Genomic DNA, 18,980 nt, shown 5'->3' with positions numbered 1-18,980 from the left:
ACATCAATCGCTCGGTGACAGGGCAGCCCGGATCCTGTCCGCCGCAGGGCCGCTCCGGCGGGGATCGGTCGGTCCCCACCGGGACGTCCTGGGAAGTGCGGACAGACCGAAGCCGACCCCCAGGGTCACGACGCCCAGCCGCTCCGCCTTGCGGCGCAGGCCACGGGCCCGCAGGACGTCCTGGAACTGTCCGCCGACCCACCGCCAGGGCAGTTGTGAGCTGATCCCAGAGTGACGGGTCAGCAGCACCAGGTGGTTTCGTCGACCGTAGAGCTTGTATCTGGTGTCGAATCGGCTCCCCCGCACATGTGGGGCGGGGAGGTGGTCCACGACCGCACCGGGAGCGAAGACGGCGCGTCTGCCGAGCTGCTTCACCCGAAGGAACATGTCTGTGTCTTCCCGCAGCGCTGTCCCGGGGTAGTCGTCACGGAAGCCGCCGAGTTCTCGGAGGACCTCGCGGGTGAAGCTCATGTTGGCGCCGATGCCGTGGTCGACGTCCTGCATCGAGGTATCGGCGGCGAAACCCGCGCTGAGCCGGCCGTCCGCCTTCAGCAGACCGATCGGCTCCACCGCGACCTCCTCGCCGGGGTGGCCGTCACACGTACGACCCGCCACGGCGTCGGCTCCGCTTTGCTGGAAGGCGCTCTTCAGCTCCCGTGCCCAGCCCGGTCGGACGACAACGTCATCGTCGAGGAAGGCAACAAGGTCGCTGTCGACCTCGAGGAGGGCTCGGTTGCGGGACCTGGTCATCCAACCAGCCAACTCTGGCGCGTGAATGTATCTGAGATCGCCGACCTCAAGATCCCCGGTGGGGGGAGAGGCTGCGGCCGAGGCGTCGACCACCACAACGCGGGAGAGCTGATCGGCCTCGGGGGCCAGTCCCGCCAGGCATCGGCTCAGGAAGGAGGACCGTTCATAGGTGACGATGCAGACGGTCAAGGTGGGGTCTGTCATAATTCGTCCTAGTCCGGTCGGGAGTGGGCAGGTCCAGCGTAAGGTGATGCGGTCGATTCCCGGGGACCGGGTCACGAGGGAGTAGGGTGCAGCGGTGGACGGGGATCAGGACGCTGCAGGGGAGCGGTCGGAAGCTCTGGACCGGGGCCAGCTGCAGCGCCGGGCCGTGCGCGGGGCGCTCTGGACCGGAATCCACACCCTCGTCTCCCTGCCACTGGCCTTCCTGGTCAACATCCTCGTCGCCAGAGTCCTGGGCGTTGCCGACTATGGCCGGCTGACCTACCTCACGACGGTCATCACGATCGCCAGCGTGATCGCCGGCCTCGGCGTGACCACGGCCCTCGTCCAGTTCGGCGCCAAGGCGCACGCGGCGGGGGACCACGGGGACGTCAAGCGGCTCCTTTCAGGCGCGCAAGGCTTCCGACTCCTGGTCTCCGGCCCCCTCGTCGCTCTTGCGGTGATCAGCCTCGTGCGCCTGGACTGGTGGCTCTTGATGGTAGCGCTGGTCTTCGGTGTCGGGGCGCCAGCGTTGTTCGGCACGGCAAAGGAAGCCCTGACGATCGAGAACCGGACGGACCGCACCGCCCAGCTTGCGATGATCGGCAACGCCCTGTCCCTCGCTGCGGTCACGGTCGCGGTATTGACTCTCGGCACGCCCGACGCAGTCTGGGGCGCCCGAACCGTCGTCAGCGGACTCGTGCTGGCACTCCCGCTCATCAGCATCTCCCAGATCTACCGGGGGGCCGTCCTGCGCCCTGGTGCCCCGTGGCGCCTACCCCGCTCCTTCTGGAGGTTCGCCATCCCCACCGGGATCGCCGGCATGATCGGCGCCCTCGTCAGCAATCGGACGGAGCTGGTGCTTCTCGACTGGTTCGCCGATGAGGTGGCGATGGGGCTATTCGGTCTCGCCTTCGGGGTCGCTGGTCACGTCTACGCGCCGGCCCAGGCCTTCGTGGGACCGCTGGTCCCGGCGGTCTCGGCGTTGGCGAGGGTGGACCAGGGCGCGGTGCGGCGGGCTTTCCTGCGGACCACACGCGCGGCGAGCGCCGTGGGAGGTGCCGTCGTTGCCACGGTCCTCCCTGCCATGGCGTGCCTCGTGCCCCTGATCTACGGCACGGAGTATGCCCCCGCCAGCGACATGACGATCGCCCTAGGACTCGCGGGTGCAGTGACCCTGGTTGGAGCCCCGCATCAGGCGTTCCTGATGGCGAGACTTGGTGGCGGCAGGATGCTGTACATCAATCTTGCGGGCTTGGCGGTCGATCTCGCTGTCGCGCTCGCCCTGATCCCCCTCGTGGGGGTCTGGGGGGCGGTGTTGGCCTGCGCCGCCGCCATGATCGTGCGAGCCCTCATGCAGACCGTGGGCGAAGCGCGTGCCTTGGACGTGCGTTGGCGCGAACTCCTCCAGAGCCTGGGGGCGCTGCTCCTCGGCTGCCTCCTGGCGGTCCTGGCGTGGCTCGTGGTGCGGTCGACTGGATTCAGCGCACCGGTCCAGGCCGCGGCGGTGGCGGGCATCTCTGGGGGTGCCTTCATCGCCGGGCTCCGGATCAGCAGGACCGGGTTGTCGGCGGCCGATGTACGCGCGATCACGGGCGCGTTCCCCGCTCGGCTGCGGCCGATGACAGGCGCACTCCTGACCCCCCTCCGAGGTTCGCGGGCCGACCAATGATGCTGGGTGCCGATCAGCCGCGCAGGAGACGCCGGGCCGTCGCACGCGAGGCCTGACGCCACGTCCGCAAGGTGCGATGGAGTCGATCGCGGGGTGGTTCATCGAGCCGTCGCTGCACCAACCTCCCCCGAAAGCCGCGCTCTACCTGGTCGCCGACCAGCTCGGCCACGACAGCCAGGCTGGAGGGGTCGCGCAGGAGGCCGGCGACAGCAGGCGGCACCGGGGCCGACGTCCCGCAGAAGGCCAGCGCCTTCTGCGTCAGCGCTTCTCGCAGCTCAAGGTGGCGGCCGCTGTTGGGTGGGGGGACATCGAGATCAAAGGACACGTCACCCTCGAGGTACTCCTCCGTTGTCACCGAATGGGCGAGATCGGAGAGGCCGCTGAGGCGCTGCGGATCGAAGACCCCGGCCTTTCGCACGTGGAGGACCGGAGTCTCCAGGGCAAGTGAAGGCAGCAGCGCGTGGAGACGGGTCGTGACCACGCACGAAGCGCTCTGATAGAAGAGCAGGTAGAGCTCCGCCAGCCGGAACCGCAGGTCTCTGGACATCTCGTCATCGTGGTCTACCGAGATGGCTACCACCCTTCGCTGGGTCCGAGCTCGCATCGCCGTCAAGACCTCGTCAGGGACATCCACGGCGAGCACGTAGTCCTCGCGGCTCGCGGCCGGATCACGACGCAGGGTCAGCGTCAGGCAGCCTGAGAAGTAGGCCGGGATGTTGTTGTTCTGAAGGAAATCGAGCGTCGCCAGATCTCGCGCTCCGACGGGACCATGCTCGGTGAGGAAGCCCCGGCTCCCTGGCGCCAAGACTGCCTCGCGCACGGCAGCGGTCCTCTTGTCGAAAAACATCGAGATCAGGAGCGGGTCGAGGAACTCGGAATCCGGCGGCCAGTCCGTGCCGTGCAGCCACCAGCCGTTCAGGATCATCTTCGTCGGAGTCGACCACCCGCGCGTAAGCGTGCCTAAGTGGTCGCGGTTGGCATAGCCGTCGACCCTGGGCAAGAACTGACGGGCAGCCAGACTCTGAATCTCGTCACCGATATTTCCGGTGTCATACTCCAGCAGCTTGTAGTGGACCGGGTTGCCTCCCTCAGGACGGGGGGATTCTCCTCCGGTCTCGGCGACCGCGGGGCCATCCGGTTCGGCGGGAGGAGGGGTCGACGTCACCGGGGCCATGCTCCGATTATGCCTGCACGACCCGCGCCTGCCCTCCGGGCTCAGTTTCTTGGGCAGAATTCTGGCCTGGTGCTGGCTAGATCGAGCGTCGGGGACCGGTGAATGGGCCTACGGGCAGGCGGAGCGGGTGATCCTCGCGGAGGAAAGGCTCGGTTCCCCAGACCAGCCGCTCACCGACTTCAAGTTCTTCGTCTTCGACGGGCGCGTCGCCCGGGTGCCGGGTGTTTTCGCTCGGGGACAAGAGTGCAGGTGTCACTTGGTACGACGGCGAAGGCTCATACCTCCCGTGGACCGAGTTGCGCCTCCCGAGGGGGGTTGCGCGCTCTTTCCCAGGCACGTGGAGCCGGTTGGCTGAGACCGCTGAGTTGCTGGGAGCAGGGCTCGACCACATCCGTGTCGATCTCTACGAGGTCGACGGCATCCCGATCTTTGGTGAGCTCACGGCCTATCCCGCGGGCGGCCTGCGCGGGGTCACCGGTCAAGTCGATGAACTGCTGGGTGAGCTTTGGCGGCTGCCAGATCTGTCAGCCACTTGAAGAGTGAACTAGTCAGACAAGATCGGGACCTCGCTCGGTCGAGGGCGAAGAAGGTGTCACGGGATCGACCCAGGGGGCGAGTTGGTTGGACGCGACGTGCTCCCCGCCGGCACCTCCATCAAGCCAAGCTCGCCCAAACCTTGGCGTGATCGGCCGCCGAACGCTCCCAGGTGAACTGTCGCGCCCGTTCCAAACCCACCGCGCACAAGGAATCGACGGCGGCTACGGAGGAGGTCACGAACTCTATGCCTTCGGCAAGGCCCTCGGGGGTGGGGTCGACGAGCGTTCCCCCGTCACCAATGACCTCGGGCAATGATGCTCGGTTGCTGGCAACGAGGGGAACCCGCGCTGCCATCGCCTCGAGAGCGGGCAGGCCGAAGCCTTCGTAGAGAGACGGCACGACGGCGGCGCCCGCTCCAGCCATGAGGCCGACCATGTACTCATCTGCGACCCGGCCGAGATGCACCACTCGGGGCAGTCCCTCGAACAGCCGGAGCCGTCCTGGATTCGTCGCGCCTGACAGTGCGAGTTGCCAGTCTGGACGTCGGTGGGCGACCAGTCGCCAGGCATCAGCGAGGCCAGCAAGGTTCTTTCGTTGGGCCGACCCCCCGGCGTAGAGCAGGTAGGGATCACGCAGGCCCATCTTTCGCCGGATCTCCGCTGGGAGAGGGGTCGCGTTGAAGTAGTCTTCGGAGACGCCGTTGGGTACGACCACCGTGTTGTTCAGCCCCATCCGCTCCTGCGCTGTCTGAGCCGTGAACTGCGACACGCAGATCACAGTGTCGGCAGTGCGCAACTCATCAATAGCAGCGCGCACGGGGTCTGACTCGTCGCGGAAGTCCCAGGAAACCATGTCATGGAGTGTGACTACGTTCGCTCCGGGAGGTGGCGGAAGGATCAGATCCATCCGGTGGACCACGCTGCCAAGTGGATAGAGCTTCCTGCCTACCGTGCGCCGGGCACGCGGCGTGGCCGTGAACAGCCAGCCCATTGGGAGGCGACGGTTCCCTGGCAGAGGGGAACGAAGAGATCGCGCCACAAGATCCGAGATGGTCCAGTCGGGGCTGTGCTGGCGCAGTGCCCGTTCCGCTCGTTGCCGGATGGCGGCCTCGTAAGCTTGAGCTCCCATTGGATTGGCAGAGGCGGTCTTGGCGATGGCGAGATGTGGCATTGCCCTGGCTCTCGTAAGGTTGCGTGGCGACGGTCGATTCCTGTGACGCGAAAGGAGTGAACATGGAGCCTCCGATCCGTCCGCGCAGGGTGACACTTGTATCCAGTTCTTATCATCCCCACTTCGGGGGGGTCGAGGAACATGTCCGACACGTCGCCCGGCGGCTCCATGACCGCGGACATGACGTCGAGGTCTGGACCGTGGACCGCGGCGAGCGGTTGGGCATTCAGGTCATCGATGGCATCCACGTCCGCTATCTGCAGACGCCTCTCCCTGCCCGTCGACTGGAGAGCACGACTCGGTTCTTGATCAGGATGCCCAATGCCCTTCTGGGATGGCTGAACGCCGCGCGAGCGTTCCGGCCCGAGATCCTCCACGTCCACTGCTTCGCGCCAAGCGGCATTTATGCGTCTGTGCTCTCCAGGGTCCTCCGCACGCCCCTCATTGTCTCTTCTCATGGCGAAACCTTCATGGATGCTGGAGGCGCCTTTCAGCGCTCGGCACTGCTGAGGAAGGGTCTTCGAGCGGCTTGCGTCCAGGCCGCAGTCGTAACTGGCTGCTCCGCTCTCGTCGTCGAAGATCTCCAGAACGAATTCGGAGTGGGTGAGATGGTCGTGGTACCTAACGGCGTCGAGATCGTCGAGCCCGAAGAGCCGTGCTCCGACGGTCGCAGGGAGCCCCCGACAGTGGTAGCGGTGGGTCGGCTGGTGGAAGTGAAGGGCTTTGATCTTCTGATCCGAGCCTTTGCCCAGGTGGGGGTCAAGGACTCCCTTCTGGTCCTGGTGGGTGACGGCCCACAGCGCGAGTCTCTGGAGGAGCTCACAGCTGAGCTCGGTCTCGGCGGCCGTGTCCACTTCTTGGGGAAGCAGAGCCCTGAGCAGATCCAACGAATCATGGCGCAGGGGACCGTTGTTGTTATGCCAAGCCGCAGGGAGGCCTTCGGCATCGTGGCACTTGAGGCATGGGCAAGCGGCACTCCTTTGATAGCTACCTGTTTGGGGGGTCCGCGGGACTTCGTCACAAACGAAGCCGACGGGCTGCTTGTCGATCCGGAGGACAGTCCGGCGCTCGCGGCTGCGATCGAACGCGTCTTCCATGACGCGGACTTCGCTGCTCGGTTGGCCGAAGCGGGCCGAGCGTCGGTGAAACAGTTCACTTGGGAGCGGGTGGTCGCCGACTACGAGCGTATCTACCAGACCACGCTGGGAAAGTAGGACAGGTTCGGCGTCAACAGTCCCGCTCGATCTGAGCCTTCGCCCACGCAGCCGACTGGTAGACGAACGCGCTGGCCCACCCCGACCAGCTCCGCTTGCCATCGTGCACGGTCCAGACCAGCACCTCTGCGTCTGTGCAGCGCTCCATCAGTAGCCTCGTTCGGGCGGCGTGCGGCGTGCTGGTCATCACCGCCACCCGTTCCCAGCCGTTCTCCTCGATCTTTTCCCCAAGCAGTCTCGCTTCGCCACGAGTTGTGTAGGGGTCTGGCAGAACACACTCGACGCGGTAACCCTTGCGCTCCTCCCCGCAGTGGCCTGTGGCGTAGGGCTCCCCGGTGCTCTGGTTGATGGATGTCGTCGCGAGGAGGACTGGGGCGACCCCACTGTCCATCGTGGCCAGCACTTCGTCGATACGGGTCTCCACCGGACCGATGACGTAAACCGCATCGACCTCTTGGACCTCGTCGATCCGGGGCGTCGCGATCTTGTCGATGCAGAGGAGGAACCAGACGAGGCTCAGCGTGAGGGTGAGGAGCAGAAGGCTCGTCACGACCCGCCGCGGCGGGGTCAGCGCTGATCGCAGCATCGCTCCGAGACCACTTGCTCGACGGCTGCGCGGTGATGGGCATACCCAGGGTGGGAGAGCAGTGTGCGCTTGATGAAGGGGAAGCCTGCATCAAGAAGTTTCTGCCAGCCAGAGAGCGGGATGTCGACGGAAGTGCCAAGTCCTAACTCGGCATGTGACCAACCGGCCCGCCACGTCAGGCCGCGCTCGTCGATGAGTTGCGTCAGACCGAACTCGTAAGTCTCGACCACCTCTCGCTTGCTTCCCAAGGGGCGGATATCCGCGAAGAACCCACGCAACGGCTCTTTGGCGAGGACGCCGCCTCTGAACGCGAGCAGGTAGCTCTGCAGGTGCGGGCGCGGTCGGAGCACGGACGTGGGCGCCCAGACGTCCTCTTTGGAACTCTCGATCCGGCGCAAGAGCTCGTCGATCGACCCGAGGGGTCCGATGAGGGAGTCATTGGTGAGGATCACCAGCTCCTTGGCGGCGATCTGTGGGTAACTGCTCAAGGCATCGCGCCAGGAGCCGAAGTCGTAGGCAAGGTTCGGCCGACGAAGCACGGCCGTGCCCCTGGGGACGGGCTGTCTCCGTAGCCGTGTCCATGGATCCCTTGCGGCAACCACCAAGGTCCCGTAACCAGCCTCCGCGTACGCTGACAAAGCCCGGAGGGCGTCAGGGCGCACCGTCGAGCTCCTCGACCACTCGGCCAAGACCACAACCTTGTCCCGGCGCAACACTTCCTCTGGGTCGCCGGAGACGACACGTGCCCGGCCGGGCAGGGCACGGTTTGCCCGTTCTGTCAGGTGCCAGCGCTGGTGGCGGAGCCGAGTGCGGGTGTCCTGCTCCCACTGCTGAACCTTGTCGCTCAGTGTCGGAGCCCCATCCTCCTGGGGGCGCTCGTGGGTCCCACGCAGGGTCCGGGCACTCGCCTCTGCCCACTTGGTGAGCTCGCCCGGATGGGCGGACCAGAGCTTGACGAGCTGGCCCAGGTGAGTTGCCTGCGCTGTGCGCAGGCGGCGTCCGGTGACGTGAGCGTCATACCCAAGATCGAAGTCGAACCGCTCGGCGACGACGCGTGGAGAGGTGCGCGTCCCGTTGACGATGTTGGACAGGTTGGTCCCGTGGAGCACCTGCGCCCACATGACCGGTGATCGCACCTCGCGAAGCGGCCCATGTCCCCGCGCGCGGGCGTGCTTGGTGACGAAGACGGTGTCCGGGAGGCGTCCCTCCACGCGCTTCTCGATGAGAGACAGGAACGGGCTGGAGAGGATGTCGCTGCGGTAGACCGCTCCGCTCCGGTCGATCTGGATGCCCCGCGGGAAGTTGACGAAGAGTCGCTCCTGCTCGGCGAACTGCCTCTGCACCGCCGCCATGAAGTCCACGGCCAGAGCGTCGTCGCTGTCGATCCGCGTGGTGATCAGGTAGGGCGCGGATGTCCGCTCGGCGACGTGCTCGGCGAAGCTGTCCCGTCGGAAGGATTCGTGCGTCCAGATCGGAGTGAACGTGCCGTCGGCGAGCTGCTCGACGTCGGCCCGAAAACCCTCGGAGCACCGGTCGTCAAACAGGACGAGCCAGTCGAAGGGCTGGGCTCCGCGCTGCGAGCGCACGGACGCCAGGCAGGCGTCGAGGAAGAAGCCGAGCCGGTAGTAGAGCCAGTCCTCGTCCGGGGCGCTCTGACCGTGCCTCAGCACGGCGCTGAAGCGTGTCAGGAGCACATGGTCGAAGGCGTGAGCGTGGCTCCCCATGCGACCAGGCTAGTCGCGGTGGCTCCAGATCGGGGTGGTGGAGGCAGGGGTATCCTGCAACTGGGGCCGAACGAGCAGGGAGTTGTGGTGTGGTGAGTCGGCGCAGGCGCGTTCCGGTGGCGATCGCCCATGACTATCTCACCCAGAAGGGCGGAGCAGAGCGTGTGGTCCTGGCCCTGAGCAGGGTTTTCCCCGAGGCTCCGATCCACACCACGCTCTACTCCCCGGAGGGGACCTTCCCAGAGTTCGCCGAGCACGACATCGTGACCAGCCCTCTCAATGCGGTACGCGCCTTCCGCAGCGACCATCGGGTCGCTCTGCCGCTGCTGGCGCCGGCCTCCAGCCGGATGCGGATCGACGCCGACGTGGTCGTGGCCTCCAGCAGCGGCTGGGCGCATGGCTTCAAAGGCACGGGAAGGCTGCTCGTCTACTGCCACAACCCGGCGCGCTGGCTCTACCAGACCGAGGAGTATCTCGGTGATGCCGGCCGGTTCTCCTCCAGGCGACTAGGAGTGCGTGCGCTCGGGCCGGCGCTGCGGCGCTGGGACCGGGTCGCTGCACAACAGGCCGACCGATACCTGGCCAACTCCGTGGTCGTCCGTGAGCGGATCGCGCGCACCTACGGCATCGAGGCGGACGTCGTGCCGCCGCCTCCGGGGATCGACCACGAGGGCGAGCAGGCCGCCCACCCCGACCTGGCCGACTGGGACGGCAGCGACTTCTGGATGGTCGTCTCGCGGCTGATGCCCTACAAGAACGTCGACCTGGCGATCGACGCCATGCGGGGCAGGTGGGACCGTCTCGTCGTCGTGGGGGCCGGCCCGGAGCGAGACGCGCTGATGGCCGACCTGCCACCCAACGTCCGCATCGTCTCCGGGATCAGCGACGCCGAGCTGCGCTGGATCTACGCCCGGGCCCAGGGACTGATCGCTCCCAGCCGCGAGGACTTCGGCCTGACCCCCATCGAGGCGAACTCTTGGGGCCTGCCGGTCGTCGCACTGAGGGGCGGCGGCTATCTCGACACGGTCGTGGACGGGCAGACCGGCGTCTTCTTCGACCGCCTGGAGGTCGAGACGTTGCGCAGTGCGCTCGACCGCGTCCAGGCGCTGGGGTGGGATCCCGCAGTCCTGCGGGAGCACGCACGCCGCTTCGGCGAAGAGCGCTTTGCCGAGCGGATCCGTGCCGAGGTCGCCTCGCTCCTGTCCTGAGCGCAGCAGAAGGGCCGTTAGGTGGCTATGCCCACCGGCCGCTCCTGATAGCTCAGCGGATCAAGACCGGTCGGTCATTGGGCGGTGACCAGCCGGTAGCATTCGCGGCGTGTGGGCGATAGGGGTCGGCGAGAAGCCGGGAGTCAACCAGCCGGGCCGGGTGCGGTCTGTCGACGGACTGAGGGCACTCGCTTTCATGCTCGTATTCCTCTTCCACTCGTGGGAGTTCTCCGGACGTCCGCAGATCCCGGTGATCACCGACATCATCAGTCAGAACACCCGCCCCGATCTCTTCGTCGTTATCACCGGTTTCGCGCTCTTCCTGCCCTTTGCCATCGACCCGACGCGTTATGACCGGTTCAAGATCGGTGTCTACCTCGAGCGGCGAGCGAAGCGAATTGTCCTGCCCTACTACGCCGCGCTCGCGCTGGCCCTCGCCCTGCCTTACCTGCTGAAGGCGCTCTACAACCTCACCGGCCGGACGGCTGCTCCGACGGAGCCGGTGTCCTGGGGCGACCTCGTCTCGCACCTGACCTTTACCCACATGTTCTTCCCCGACTACTGGGCCGGCATCAACGGAAGCCTCTGGACGATGTCACTGGAGATGCAGCTCTACCTGCTCTTCCCGATCCTGGTCCTGGCTATGGCCAGGTGGGGCGTCTGGGTCCTGCTGGGTGCCGCCGTCGTCAGCATCGGGTGGCACCTCCTAGGCCCCCTCTTCGTCTCGAACACCTTTCCCGAGAGCTTCCTGTGGGGCGCCACCGGGATCGGGCGCCTGGTCGAGTTCGGTGCAGGCATGTTGGCTGCCGTCATCGTGATGCGCCACCGGTACAAGCTCACCTTGGTCCCGCTCCTCCTCGCCGCTCTGCTGGTGGTGCTGGGCTATGCGGCAGCGGTCTCCATCCGGTTCTCGGGGGCCCTGGAGTGGTTCCCGATGCGGGAGATCGGACTCTCCATCTCGTTCTGCGCTCTCATCGTCCTGGCGATCGGGGCGGCGCCCGTCGAAGCGGTCTTCGCGACCCCCCTGGTCTCACGCGTGGGCTACATGGCCTACAGCTTCTTCCTGGTCCACCAGCCCATCGTCTACTACTTCTCCGAGCTCCTGAAGCGGGGCCTGGGCATGTCCGATGGGCTCGCCCTGCTCGCCATCCTGTGGACCGTAGGACTGGGAATCGTCCTCGTCGTTGGCTACGTGCTCTATGTGCTCGTTGAGGAGCCCTGCATCCGATGGTCCAAGGCCGCTGGTCGGCGAGCAGCGAGGACCGGGTGAGGACTCTGCAGCTGTGGACACGAGCGTGCCCCAGGGACTAGTCGGACCCGAGGGCTAAGGTGAGGCCCTCACAGCCGGAGCAGGACAAGTGGGGCCAGGGTGAATATGGTCGGTGGGTGATCCGCTTCGAGAGCGTGACCAAGACCTACGCCGACGGCACGACCGCGGTGGACGACCTGAGCCTGGAGATCCCTCGTGGTCGCATCACCGTCCTCGTCGGGCCCTCCGGCTGCGGCAAGACCACCTCGCTGCGGATGATCAACCGCATGGTCGAGCCGAGCGCCGGCCGCATCCTCATCGACGACCAGGACGTCGCCGCCCGCCCGGCCGCCCAGCTGCGGCGCAGCATCGGCTACGTCATCCAGCACGCCGGTCTCTTCCCGCACCGCACGGTCCTGGCCAACGTGATGACCGTCCCGCGCCTCCTCGGCTGGGACAAGGGTCGGGCGCGGGCGGCAGCGCTCGAGGCGATCGAGAAGGTGGGGCTCACCGCCGACCAGGCCCGCCGCTATCCCGCCCAGCTCTCGGGTGGCCAGCAGCAGCGCGTGGGCGTGGCGCGGGCCCTGGCCAGCGGGCCGGAGATCGTGCTGATGGACGAGCCGTTCAGCGCCGTCGACCCGCTTGTGCGCGCGGATCTGCAGGCCGAGCTGCGCCGTCTCCAGGAGGACCTCGGGATCACCGTCGTCCTGGTCACCCACGACATCGACGAGGCGCTGAGCCTCGGGCACAAGATCGCCGTCCTGCGCCAGGGCGGCATCCTCGCGCAGTTCGACACCCCGGCCGAGCTGCTGGCCCACCCGGCGGACGACTTCGTCGGGCGCTTCGTCGGCGGCGTGATGGATAAGTTCGAGCGCTACCAGACGCTTCGGGACTCGGCCGAGGCGCAGTCCTGATGCGTGGGGTCGACTGGGCCGAGGTTCTCGACCTGGCCGTGCGCCACCTCTACCTCGCCGGGGTGCCCCTGCTCCTCGGCCTGGTGATCAGCCTCCCGCTCGGATGGGTGGCCAGCCGGGTGCGGTGGCTGGGAGCCTGGATCGTCGGTGGCACCGGCCTGCTCTACACGATCCCCTCGCTCGCCCTCTTCATCATGCTGCCGCTCTTCCTGGGCACGCGCGTCCTCGACGACGCCAACGTCCTGGTGGCGATGACGATCTACAGCGTCGCCCTGCTGACCCGGACGGTCGCCGACGGCCTGTCGTCGGTGCCGGGAAGCGTCCGTCAGGCTGCGACGGCCATCGGCTATGGCGAGCTCCGGCGCACGATCGCGGTCGACCTGCCGCTGGCCGTGCCCGTCATCACCGCGGGGCTGCGTGTCGCGGCCGTCAGCAATGTCTCCATCGTCTCGATCGCGGCCCTCATCGGGGTCTCCCAGCTCGGGCAGCTCTTCACCGACGGCTTCAACCGCAACGCGATGGGGCCGATCGTCGTGGGGGTCGTGGCCTGCGTGGCTCTCTCCTTGGCGCTGGACGCCCTCATCGCGCTCCTGTCTCGGCTGCTCACTCCCTGGCTGCGTCGCGGGGCGGCCGCATGAACGCCGCCGTCCTGGCCACCTGGGAGTGGCTCACCGACCCGGCCAGCTGGTCCGGCGCCGGTGGCATCCTCGCCCAGACTCTCACCCATCTGCGCTACTCCTTCATCGCCCTGCTGCTCGCCGCGCTGGTGGCCGTCCCGCTCGGCCTCTGGGTGGGTCACACCGGCAAGGGCCGGTGGCTGGCAGTGAACATCACGGGGGCCTTCCGGGCCATCCCCTCTCTCGGTGTCCTCTTCATCGCCGTGCTGCTCCTGCTGCCCCGGCTGCGCGGTGAGCTCGCCTTCGAGGCACCCGCGCTCATCGTGCTGGTCCTGCTGGCGATCCCCCCGATCCTGTCGGGCACCTACGCCGGCGTGCAGGCGACCGACGCCGCTGCCCGCGATGCCGCCAGGGGCATGGGGATGACCGGCACCCAGGTGCTCGGCCAGGTCGAGATCCCCGGCGCGCTGCCGTTGATCATGTCCGGCCTGCGCTCGGCGATGCTCCAGATCATCGGCACCGCGACCATCGCTGCCGTGGTCGGACTCGGCGGGCTGGGACGCTTCCTCATCGACGGTCAGGCGAGCCGGGACTACGGCCAGATGGCAGGCGGTGCCCTGGTGGTGGCAGCGGTCGCGCTCGCCGTCGACCTGGCCCTGGCGGGAGCGCAGCGGTTGGTCGTGTCCCCGGGGCTGTCCGCTCGAGACGCGCACTGACCGCATACCCTCGCCTCTCCTGGCTCGAGGAGCGCGGAGGCGAGATCCGGGTCAGACTGGACGAAGTCCATTCGTCGTCCACACCGGGAGATCCTCATGCGCCGCACGCCCGTCCTCGCCCTCACCCTCTCGGCGCTGGTCACGCTGTCGGCCTGCGGAGGCGGCGGCGACCCGCTCGATGCGGACGCGCCGGAGACCCCGGCCGGGGGCGGTCAGACCGACGACGATGCCGGTGGGACCGCCGGCACGGACGCCGGCGCCGACGCGACCGGAGATGGTGACGCGGGCTCGGTGATCGTGGGCTCGGCGAACTTCCCGGAGAACGAGCTGCTCGCCGAGATCTACGCCGCCGCGCTCTCCGATGCCGGCGTCGAGGTGAGCACCCAGCTCAACATCGGCAGCCGCGAGACCTACATGGCTGGCTTGGAGGACGGGTCGATCGACCTCATCCCGGAGTACACCGGCGGCCTGGCCACCTACCTCAACCCGGCGATCACCGTGACCTCCTCCGAGGAGGTGCTCGCCGAGGCGGAGAAGAACCTGCCCGAGGGCCTGCAGCTGCTGGAGATCAGCCAAGCGGAGGACAAGGACAGCCTCGTCGTGACGCGGGAGACGGCCGACGAGCTGGGGCTGGCCTCGATCGCCGACCTCGAGGGGAAGGCGCAGGACCTCGTGCTCGGTGGGCCGCCGGAGTTCGAGACGCGGCCCAACGGCGTGGATGGGCTGGAGAAGATCTACGGGCTGACGTTCAAGCAGTTCCGCTCGCTGGCCGCCGGGTCCAACCTCACCGTGCAGGCGCTGAGGAACGGTCAGGTCGACGTCGCCAACATCTTCTCCACCGACCCCGCCATCGGGGAGAACGACTTCGTCGTCCTGGAGGACCCCGAGTCGATCTTCGCCGCGCAGAACGTCGTGCCGCTGATCAGCAAAGACGCCGTCAACCCCACCGTGGAAGAGGCATTGAACGCCGTCTCCGCCGCGCTGACCACCGACAACCTCACCGAGATGATGGTCAAGGTCGTCAGCGACGGCCAGGACACTGCCGAGGTGGCGCGGGAGTTCGTCGACGGGATGTGAGCGAGGTGCTCAGGTGACCCATAACCGGACGATCTGGGGCACGACGAAGCCCCCCGGAGGCTTCGTGTCGTCCGGGGGCTTCTGTCGGTCAGTCTCGGGCTAGCGGGAGTCGCGCCAGGCGAGCAGCGCGGCCCGGACCGATTGTGCGGCGGAGGCGACGCGGTCGGGGTCTGCGACGGTCGCTGCGGCACGCAGCTCGTCGACGGTTGTGTCCGGGGTGAGGTCGAAGCGTGGGCGGGTCAGACCGATCGCCTGGTGGTGGTCGGCGAACTTCATGTCGGCGACGTGGCGGTCGGTGTCGGTGGGGACGGCCCACACCGCGGGGATGCCGTAGGCGTCGGCCACGATCAGCCCGTGGAGGGACGAGCTGACGACCAGGTCGGCGGCGGCGATCTGCCGGACGACGGTGGTCACGCCCTGGTTGAAGCGGACTCGGTTCACGCCGGGGCGTGCGATCAGGTCGTCGTAGGTGGAGGCCCAGACGGCGTGATGTCCGTGCGGGACAGCGGCGACGCCACCGCGCTGGCGGGGTCGGGCGACGAAGCGGGAGACAAGCATGGCGGGGTCGCCGAGGGGCGTGGAGCCGGGTAGGTCGAGCAGGTCGCGGGTCAACGGGCCTCGGACCGCCAGGAAGGCCGCGGCCGGCATCTGCCGAGGGTGCTCGTGCATGAGTCCGGCGCCCCACACCGCGGCGTTGCTGTCGGTAGGGACCATCTCCAGGATGCTGCCGACGCCGATGAGGTCGGCCTGCTCGGCGGGACGCAGGTAGGGCACCATGCCGTGGCGCGAGAGCAGCCAGGGGGTCATGGCGTCGCCGAAGTTGGGGTGACCGTCCCACCAGAAGGCTCGGGTCAGGCGGGTGGTGCTTGCCCGGGCGGCGGCGGTGGTGATGCGCCGGACCTGCCGGGCGCGACGGTTCAGTGCGTGGTCCCATCCGAGCATGAGGAGTAGCATCGCACGCTATGAAGTCTCGACGTCGCGCCTGCCCGGCCTGTGGTCATGCCTGGGTGGGTCGCCGGTCTCTGCTCGATCTGCTTCTCCGGGATCGGCCCCAGTGCCTAGTGGGTGGCGAGGTCGACCTGGCCTGCGGGTGCGAGCACTGTGCCATCACTAGGTGATGACGAACTTGCCTGCGTAACCCGCGTGGACGCCGGGGCCTTTGTTCGAGGACAGGTAGACCTCGATCTCGCGCAGGGTCAGGCGGGCCGGCCCGGTCTGACCTCCCGCGCCCTCTTGGACTCCGGCGTGGTTGGTCGTGTCGAGCGTCGCGCCGCCGCCGTAGGAGACCGCACGCACGGAGAGGCGGACGGCTGTGGCCTCGACCGGGCGTTCCAGGCGTATCTCCCATTTGCAGGCACGGTTCCAGTAGGAGTCGGTGAAGCACGCGCCCAGCGCCTGGGCGGAGGTCCACTGGAACGTGGCGGGGTCCTCGTTGATGGTGCCGAGCACTTGCCAGGTTCCGCCGATGAATGCCCTCGACGTCGGCGTCCAGGATCGCGCCGGACGCCTGCCAGGGTCGGGGGCAGATGACGCGCACGATGTCGAAGCGGCGTGGGGGGTGAAGTCCAGCCGTACCCATGAGGGCATGACGTCGGTCTCGTCGGCGCGGTACTCGACCACGCCGCCGCCACGATCGTTCTCGTAGATGCCGTTGATGACCTTCTCTGGCCCGTTGCCGGCAGAGTCTGACGTGGCGAGCGCGCCCATCGTCCGGGCTGCCTCGATGCCGTAGTCGACGATCTCGGGGGTGGCGGTGGCGCCGGATGGCAGCCGCAGGTAGGTGGGCAGGGTGGACGCCTCTATTGCCAGCCAGCCGCCGTCGACCGGGAGAGTCTGCTCCGTGCCGAAAGAACTGACGACGGTGATGGATGCTGCGCAGAACCCGGCCGCGGTCGCGCCCTTCTCATCGATGAGCTCCTCGGTGTAGGCCAGCCGGGAGTGGTCATCGACCGCGGAGTGCAGGTAGACGTACCCGGCACGGGCACCGGCGGCCTTGGCCCGGCCGGCGGCCCGGTCCTGGGCCGAGCCGCGCCCGTGCACCGCCCACCCGCCGCCGTCGGGGATCCGGCCGATCTTCTTCACGTCCACGTGGATCATGTCCCCGGGCCGGTCCCACTCGTACCGGCGCACCGGCTCACGCAGGTCCTGCCCGTCCACGTCCAGGTCCCGCAGCCGGGAGACGCCGTGACGAACCAGGATCCGGTAGATCGTGGAGGCCGGCAGCACGATGCCCTCCTCGGCGGCCAGCCCGACCAGCTGGACCGGTCCGACCTTGTGCTCGCGGCGCAGCGCCACCACCCGGGCCTCGATCGCCGGGTCGGTCTGGTTCGGGCTGGACCCCGGCCGGCTGGAGCGGTCCTCCAGCCCGGCCTCGCCCTCCGCGAGCCATCGCGAGTACCACTTGCCCAAGGTCTGGCGTGCGATCCCGGCCTCGGCCGCGACGTGACAGATCGGCCGACCAGCATCGACACGCTCGCACAGACGACGGCGTCCCTCAGGAGTCAACGGAGCATTACGTGCCGAACTCCTCCCGCGGCACGATCTCCAGCCCCTGCAGCTCGGTGAACCACTCCAGCACCGTCAGCGCCAGGGCGGCACCGATCGAGACGACCTGCCACCACCGCTCCTGCGCCCAGCCGAAACCGGCCCGTCGCAGCGCGTGCAGCGCCCAGGCGACCAGCACCGGCGTGACGAAGGCGTGGATCCAGAAGCGAGCCAGGTTGAGCCCCTCCAGCAGCGGCCCGTCACCGATGAACTTCCCGATCCCGATGATGAGATTGTCGAAGACCAGAGCTGCCAGGACCAGCAACGGCAGGTTGGCCGGAGTCCACCAGCCGTGCCGCACCGCCAAGGCGATGCCCCAGACGAGCAGGATCAGGTAGGCCCCGGCGAAGCCGAGGAAGAGCACGGCGTCCATAAGTTCCTAGCAGGGGGAGCGGCGGCTGGATGCCGAGGTCGGTCCTACGACGGTAAAGGGCGGCGACCTGTGACGCCCGGTGGACCGCGTCGGACACGGTCGCCTCCATCGGTCGCGTCGGTTGGCCAGGAGAGACGAGCGCTTCAGGCCTACCGTGGACGCCATGCCGGGGATGACCTCGTGGGGCGCGCCGCCCCCTGCCGACCCTGCGTGGGCCTCCCTCCTGGATGATGCCCGCGCTGCCGCCGGCGATCCGGACGCGGCGCTCGCGCTCGCAGAGCGCGTGGCGGAGCAGCTGCCGCCGCCGGGACAGGGGCGGACGGCCGAGCTGTGGTCCGGCCTGGCCGACCTCGCAGCGGAGGACCTGACGGTCGCTCGTGCGCTCGAGCCGCACCTGGACGCACTGTCGATCCTCGGCCAGGCGCAGCAGGAGGGGTATGGAGTGCCGCCTGTCACGGGCACGTGGGGCGTCTTCGCCGCCGAGGGTCCAGGGACGCGGCTGGAGGCGCACGTGACGGACGGTGATCAGGCGCAAGGCCACGCGGTGCTCTTCGGCCGCAAGCCGTGGTGCTCGCTGGCGGACCGGCTCGACCACGCCCTCATCAGCGCCTGGGTCGACGACGAGCGGCGGGGGCTCTTCGCGATCGACCTGCGCCACCCCGGGGTGTCGCTTGTCGACGAGCCCTGGGCGGCGCGGGGGCTGAGCAAGGTCAGGTCGACGGGGATCGACTTCGATGAGGTTCCGGGCCGGCAGATTGGGCCGGTGGGGTGGTATCTCACCCGTCCCGGGTTCGCCTGGGGTGGCCTCGGCGTTGCCGCGTGCTGGCTCGGCGGCGCCACAGGGCTGGCACGGCGCGTCCGCCAGGCGGCCCAGGAGCGGGAGCCCGACCAGATCGGGCTGGCGCTTCTCGGTGAGGCCGACGCCCGGCTCACCGCCGCAGCGGCCGTGCTCACCGAGGCCGCGGCAGCCGTCGACGCTGGCCTGGTCGAGGGCGAGCACGCCTGGCCGCGCGTGGTCCGGGCCCGCCACATCGTCCATGACGCCTGCGAGGCCGTCCTGGAGATCGCCGCACATGGCCTGGGACCAGGTCCGCTGGCGGGCGAGGAGGAGCACGCCGCCCGCGTCGCGGACCTGCAGCTCTACCTGCGTCAGCACAAGGCCGAGCGCGACGCGGCCGTCGTGGGTCGGTCCGTCGCTGACGGCATGCCCGTGGCCTGGGACACGACCGGCGAGAGGTCCGCCCAGTGAATGGC

The 18,980-nt window shown here is 68.3% G+C and carries 17 protein-coding genes and 1 pseudogene; 10 read left to right on the top strand and 8 right to left on the bottom strand.

All coding sequences use genetic code 11. From position 1 onward, the window contains the following. Positions 1 to 3: 3 nt before the first annotated feature. On the bottom strand, positions 4 to 954 hold the full coding sequence (locus tag ACTMMA_RS04705) for a glycosyltransferase family 2 protein (protein ID WP_441188941.1): 951 nt from the start codon (positions 952 to 954) through the stop codon (positions 4 to 6). Positions 955 to 1,048: 94 nt separating this feature from the next. Here ACTMMA_RS04705 and ACTMMA_RS04700 point away from each other — a divergent pair, with 94 nt between their 5' ends. Further along, positions 1,049 to 2,623 (top strand): oligosaccharide flippase family protein, encoded by a 1,575-nt coding sequence (locus ACTMMA_RS04700; protein ID WP_441188940.1) that lies wholly within the window; start codon positions 1,049 to 1,051, stop codon positions 2,621 to 2,623. Positions 2,624 to 2,636: 13 nt separating this feature from the next. On the opposite strand, the gene ACTMMA_RS04695 is transcribed toward ACTMMA_RS04700, so the two are convergent. Next, entirely contained in the window at positions 2,637 to 3,797 is a 1,161-nt protein-coding gene (locus tag ACTMMA_RS04695) for a polysaccharide pyruvyl transferase family protein (protein WP_441188939.1), read from the bottom strand. 221 nt (positions 3,798 to 4,018) lie between these two features. Here ACTMMA_RS04695 and ACTMMA_RS04690 point away from each other — a divergent pair, with 221 nt between their 5' ends. After that, positions 4,019 to 4,333 (top strand): ATP-grasp fold amidoligase family protein, encoded by a 315-nt coding sequence (locus ACTMMA_RS04690; RefSeq protein WP_441188938.1) that lies wholly within the window; start codon positions 4,019 to 4,021, stop codon positions 4,331 to 4,333. A gap of 118 nt (positions 4,334 to 4,451) precedes the next feature. Here the strand turns inward: ACTMMA_RS04690 and ACTMMA_RS04685 are convergent, their stop codons facing one another. Further along, positions 4,452 to 5,240, bottom strand: a complete 789-nt coding sequence (locus ACTMMA_RS04685) for a glycosyltransferase family 4 protein (protein WP_441188937.1) — start codon at positions 5,238 to 5,240, stop codon at positions 4,452 to 4,454. A 326-nt stretch (positions 5,241 to 5,566) separates the two neighbouring features. Between ACTMMA_RS04685 and ACTMMA_RS04680 the strand changes: the two genes are divergently transcribed. Continuing rightward, a complete protein-coding gene (locus ACTMMA_RS04680) occupies positions 5,567 to 6,718 on the top strand; it encodes a glycosyltransferase family 4 protein (RefSeq protein ID WP_441188936.1) in 1,152 nt (383 codons plus the stop codon). 13 nt (positions 6,719 to 6,731) lie between these two features. Here the strand turns inward: ACTMMA_RS04680 and ACTMMA_RS04675 are convergent, their stop codons facing one another. Both ACTMMA_RS04675 and ACTMMA_RS04670 read right to left on the bottom strand, forming a co-directional pair. Then, positions 6,732 to 7,268 (bottom strand): hypothetical protein, encoded by a 537-nt coding sequence (locus ACTMMA_RS04675; protein ID WP_441188935.1) that lies wholly within the window; start codon positions 7,266 to 7,268, stop codon positions 6,732 to 6,734. Between the two features lie 17 nt (positions 7,269 to 7,285). Then, the gene (locus tag ACTMMA_RS04670) at positions 7,286 to 8,998 is read right to left on the bottom strand and encodes a glycosyltransferase (protein ID WP_441188934.1); all 1,713 of its coding nucleotides are present in this window, start codon (positions 8,996 to 8,998) and stop codon (positions 7,286 to 7,288) included. Positions 8,999 to 9,144: 146 nt separating this feature from the next. Here ACTMMA_RS04670 and ACTMMA_RS04665 point away from each other — a divergent pair, with 146 nt between their 5' ends. The 6 genes and pseudogenes from ACTMMA_RS04665 (at position 9,145) to ACTMMA_RS04640 (ending at position 14,809) form a co-directional block, all read left to right on the top strand. Beyond that, entirely contained in the window at positions 9,145 to 10,236 is a 1,092-nt protein-coding gene (locus tag ACTMMA_RS04665) for a glycosyltransferase (protein ID WP_441188933.1), read from the top strand. Between the two features lie 109 nt (positions 10,237 to 10,345). Further along, the gene (locus ACTMMA_RS04660) at positions 10,346 to 11,506 is read left to right on the top strand and encodes an acyltransferase family protein (protein WP_441188932.1); all 1,161 of its coding nucleotides are present in this window, start codon (positions 10,346 to 10,348) and stop codon (positions 11,504 to 11,506) included. A 116-nt stretch (positions 11,507 to 11,622) separates the two neighbouring features. Then, positions 11,623 to 12,336, top strand: a pseudogene (locus tag ACTMMA_RS04655) (ABC transporter ATP-binding protein); the annotation flags it as partial. Positions 12,337 to 12,398: 62 nt separating this feature from the next. Continuing rightward, positions 12,399 to 13,037 carry an ABC transporter permease gene (locus ACTMMA_RS04650; protein ID WP_441188931.1) on the top strand — a complete coding sequence of 213 codons (639 nt, stop codon included), beginning with the start codon at positions 12,399 to 12,401 and terminating at the stop codon, positions 13,035 to 13,037. Continuing rightward, the gene (locus ACTMMA_RS04645) at positions 13,034 to 13,732 is read left to right on the top strand and encodes an ABC transporter permease (protein WP_441188930.1); all 699 of its coding nucleotides are present in this window, start codon (positions 13,034 to 13,036) and stop codon (positions 13,730 to 13,732) included. The genes ACTMMA_RS04650 and ACTMMA_RS04645 overlap by 4 nt, the downstream gene beginning before the upstream one ends. A gap of 96 nt (positions 13,733 to 13,828) precedes the next feature. Further along, complete coding sequence (locus ACTMMA_RS04640; protein ID WP_441188929.1) at positions 13,829 to 14,809, top strand: ABC transporter substrate-binding protein; 981 nt, start codon at positions 13,829 to 13,831, stop codon at positions 14,807 to 14,809. Positions 14,810 to 14,908: 99 nt separating this feature from the next. Here the strand turns inward: ACTMMA_RS04640 and ACTMMA_RS04635 are convergent, their stop codons facing one another. From ACTMMA_RS04635 to ACTMMA_RS04625, 3 genes are all read right to left on the bottom strand, one after another. Continuing rightward, the gene (locus tag ACTMMA_RS04635) at positions 14,909 to 15,751 is read right to left on the bottom strand and encodes a polysaccharide pyruvyl transferase family protein (RefSeq protein ID WP_441188928.1); all 843 of its coding nucleotides are present in this window, start codon (positions 15,749 to 15,751) and stop codon (positions 14,909 to 14,911) included. Between the two features lie 168 nt (positions 15,752 to 15,919). Then, on the bottom strand, positions 15,920 to 17,314 hold the full coding sequence (locus ACTMMA_RS04630; RefSeq protein ID WP_441188927.1) for a helix-turn-helix domain-containing protein: 1,395 nt from the start codon (positions 17,312 to 17,314) through the stop codon (positions 15,920 to 15,922). A 7-nt stretch (positions 17,315 to 17,321) separates the two neighbouring features. Beyond that, positions 17,322 to 17,726 carry a hypothetical protein gene (locus ACTMMA_RS04625; RefSeq protein WP_441188926.1) on the bottom strand — a complete coding sequence of 135 codons (405 nt, stop codon included), beginning with the start codon at positions 17,724 to 17,726 and terminating at the stop codon, positions 17,322 to 17,324. A gap of 163 nt (positions 17,727 to 17,889) precedes the next feature. Between ACTMMA_RS04625 and ACTMMA_RS04620 the strand changes: the two genes are divergently transcribed. After that, entirely contained in the window at positions 17,890 to 18,975 is a 1,086-nt protein-coding gene (locus ACTMMA_RS04620; RefSeq protein ID WP_441188925.1) for an acyl-CoA dehydrogenase family protein, read from the top strand. Positions 18,976 to 18,980 lie beyond the last annotated feature (5 nt).

Source organism: Ornithinimicrobium panacihumi (genome assembly GCF_052073805.1).
GTDB lineage: Bacteria > Actinomycetota > Actinomycetes > Actinomycetales > Dermatophilaceae > Ornithinicoccus > Ornithinicoccus panacihumi.
This window is presented reverse-complemented; position numbering and strand designations above follow the sequence as displayed.

Coding starts and splice junctions, on each gene's coding strand:
- ACTMMA_RS04650 (WP_441188931.1), top strand. CDS start 12,399: ATGCGTGGGGTCGACTGGGCCGAGGTTCTCGACCTGGCCGTGCGCCAC.
- ACTMMA_RS04640 (WP_441188929.1), top strand. CDS start 13,829: ATGCGCCGCACGCCCGTCCTCGCCCTCACCCTCTCGGCGCTGGTCACG.
- ACTMMA_RS04680 (WP_441188936.1), top strand. CDS start 5,567: ATGGAGCCTCCGATCCGTCCGCGCAGGGTGACACTTGTATCCAGTTCT.
- ACTMMA_RS04685 (WP_441188937.1), bottom strand. CDS start 5,240: ATGGATCTGATCCTTCCGCCACCTCCCGGAGCGAACGTAGTCACACTC.
- ACTMMA_RS04705 (WP_441188941.1), bottom strand. CDS start 954: ATGACAGACCCCACCTTGACCGTCTGCATCGTCACCTATGAACGGTCC.
- ACTMMA_RS04625 (WP_441188926.1), bottom strand. CDS start 17,726: ATGGACGCCGTGCTCTTCCTCGGCTTCGCCGGGGCCTACCTGATCCTG.
- ACTMMA_RS04620 (WP_441188925.1), top strand. CDS start 17,890: ATGCCGGGGATGACCTCGTGGGGCGCGCCGCCCCCTGCCGACCCTGCG.
- ACTMMA_RS04645 (WP_441188930.1), top strand. CDS start 13,034: ATGAACGCCGCCGTCCTGGCCACCTGGGAGTGGCTCACCGACCCGGCC.
- ACTMMA_RS04635 (WP_441188928.1), bottom strand. CDS start 15,751: ATGCTCGGATGGGACCACGCACTGAACCGTCGCGCCCGGCAGGTCCGG.
- ACTMMA_RS04695 (WP_441188939.1), bottom strand. CDS start 3,797: ATGGCCCCGGTGACGTCGACCCCTCCTCCCGCCGAACCGGATGGCCCC.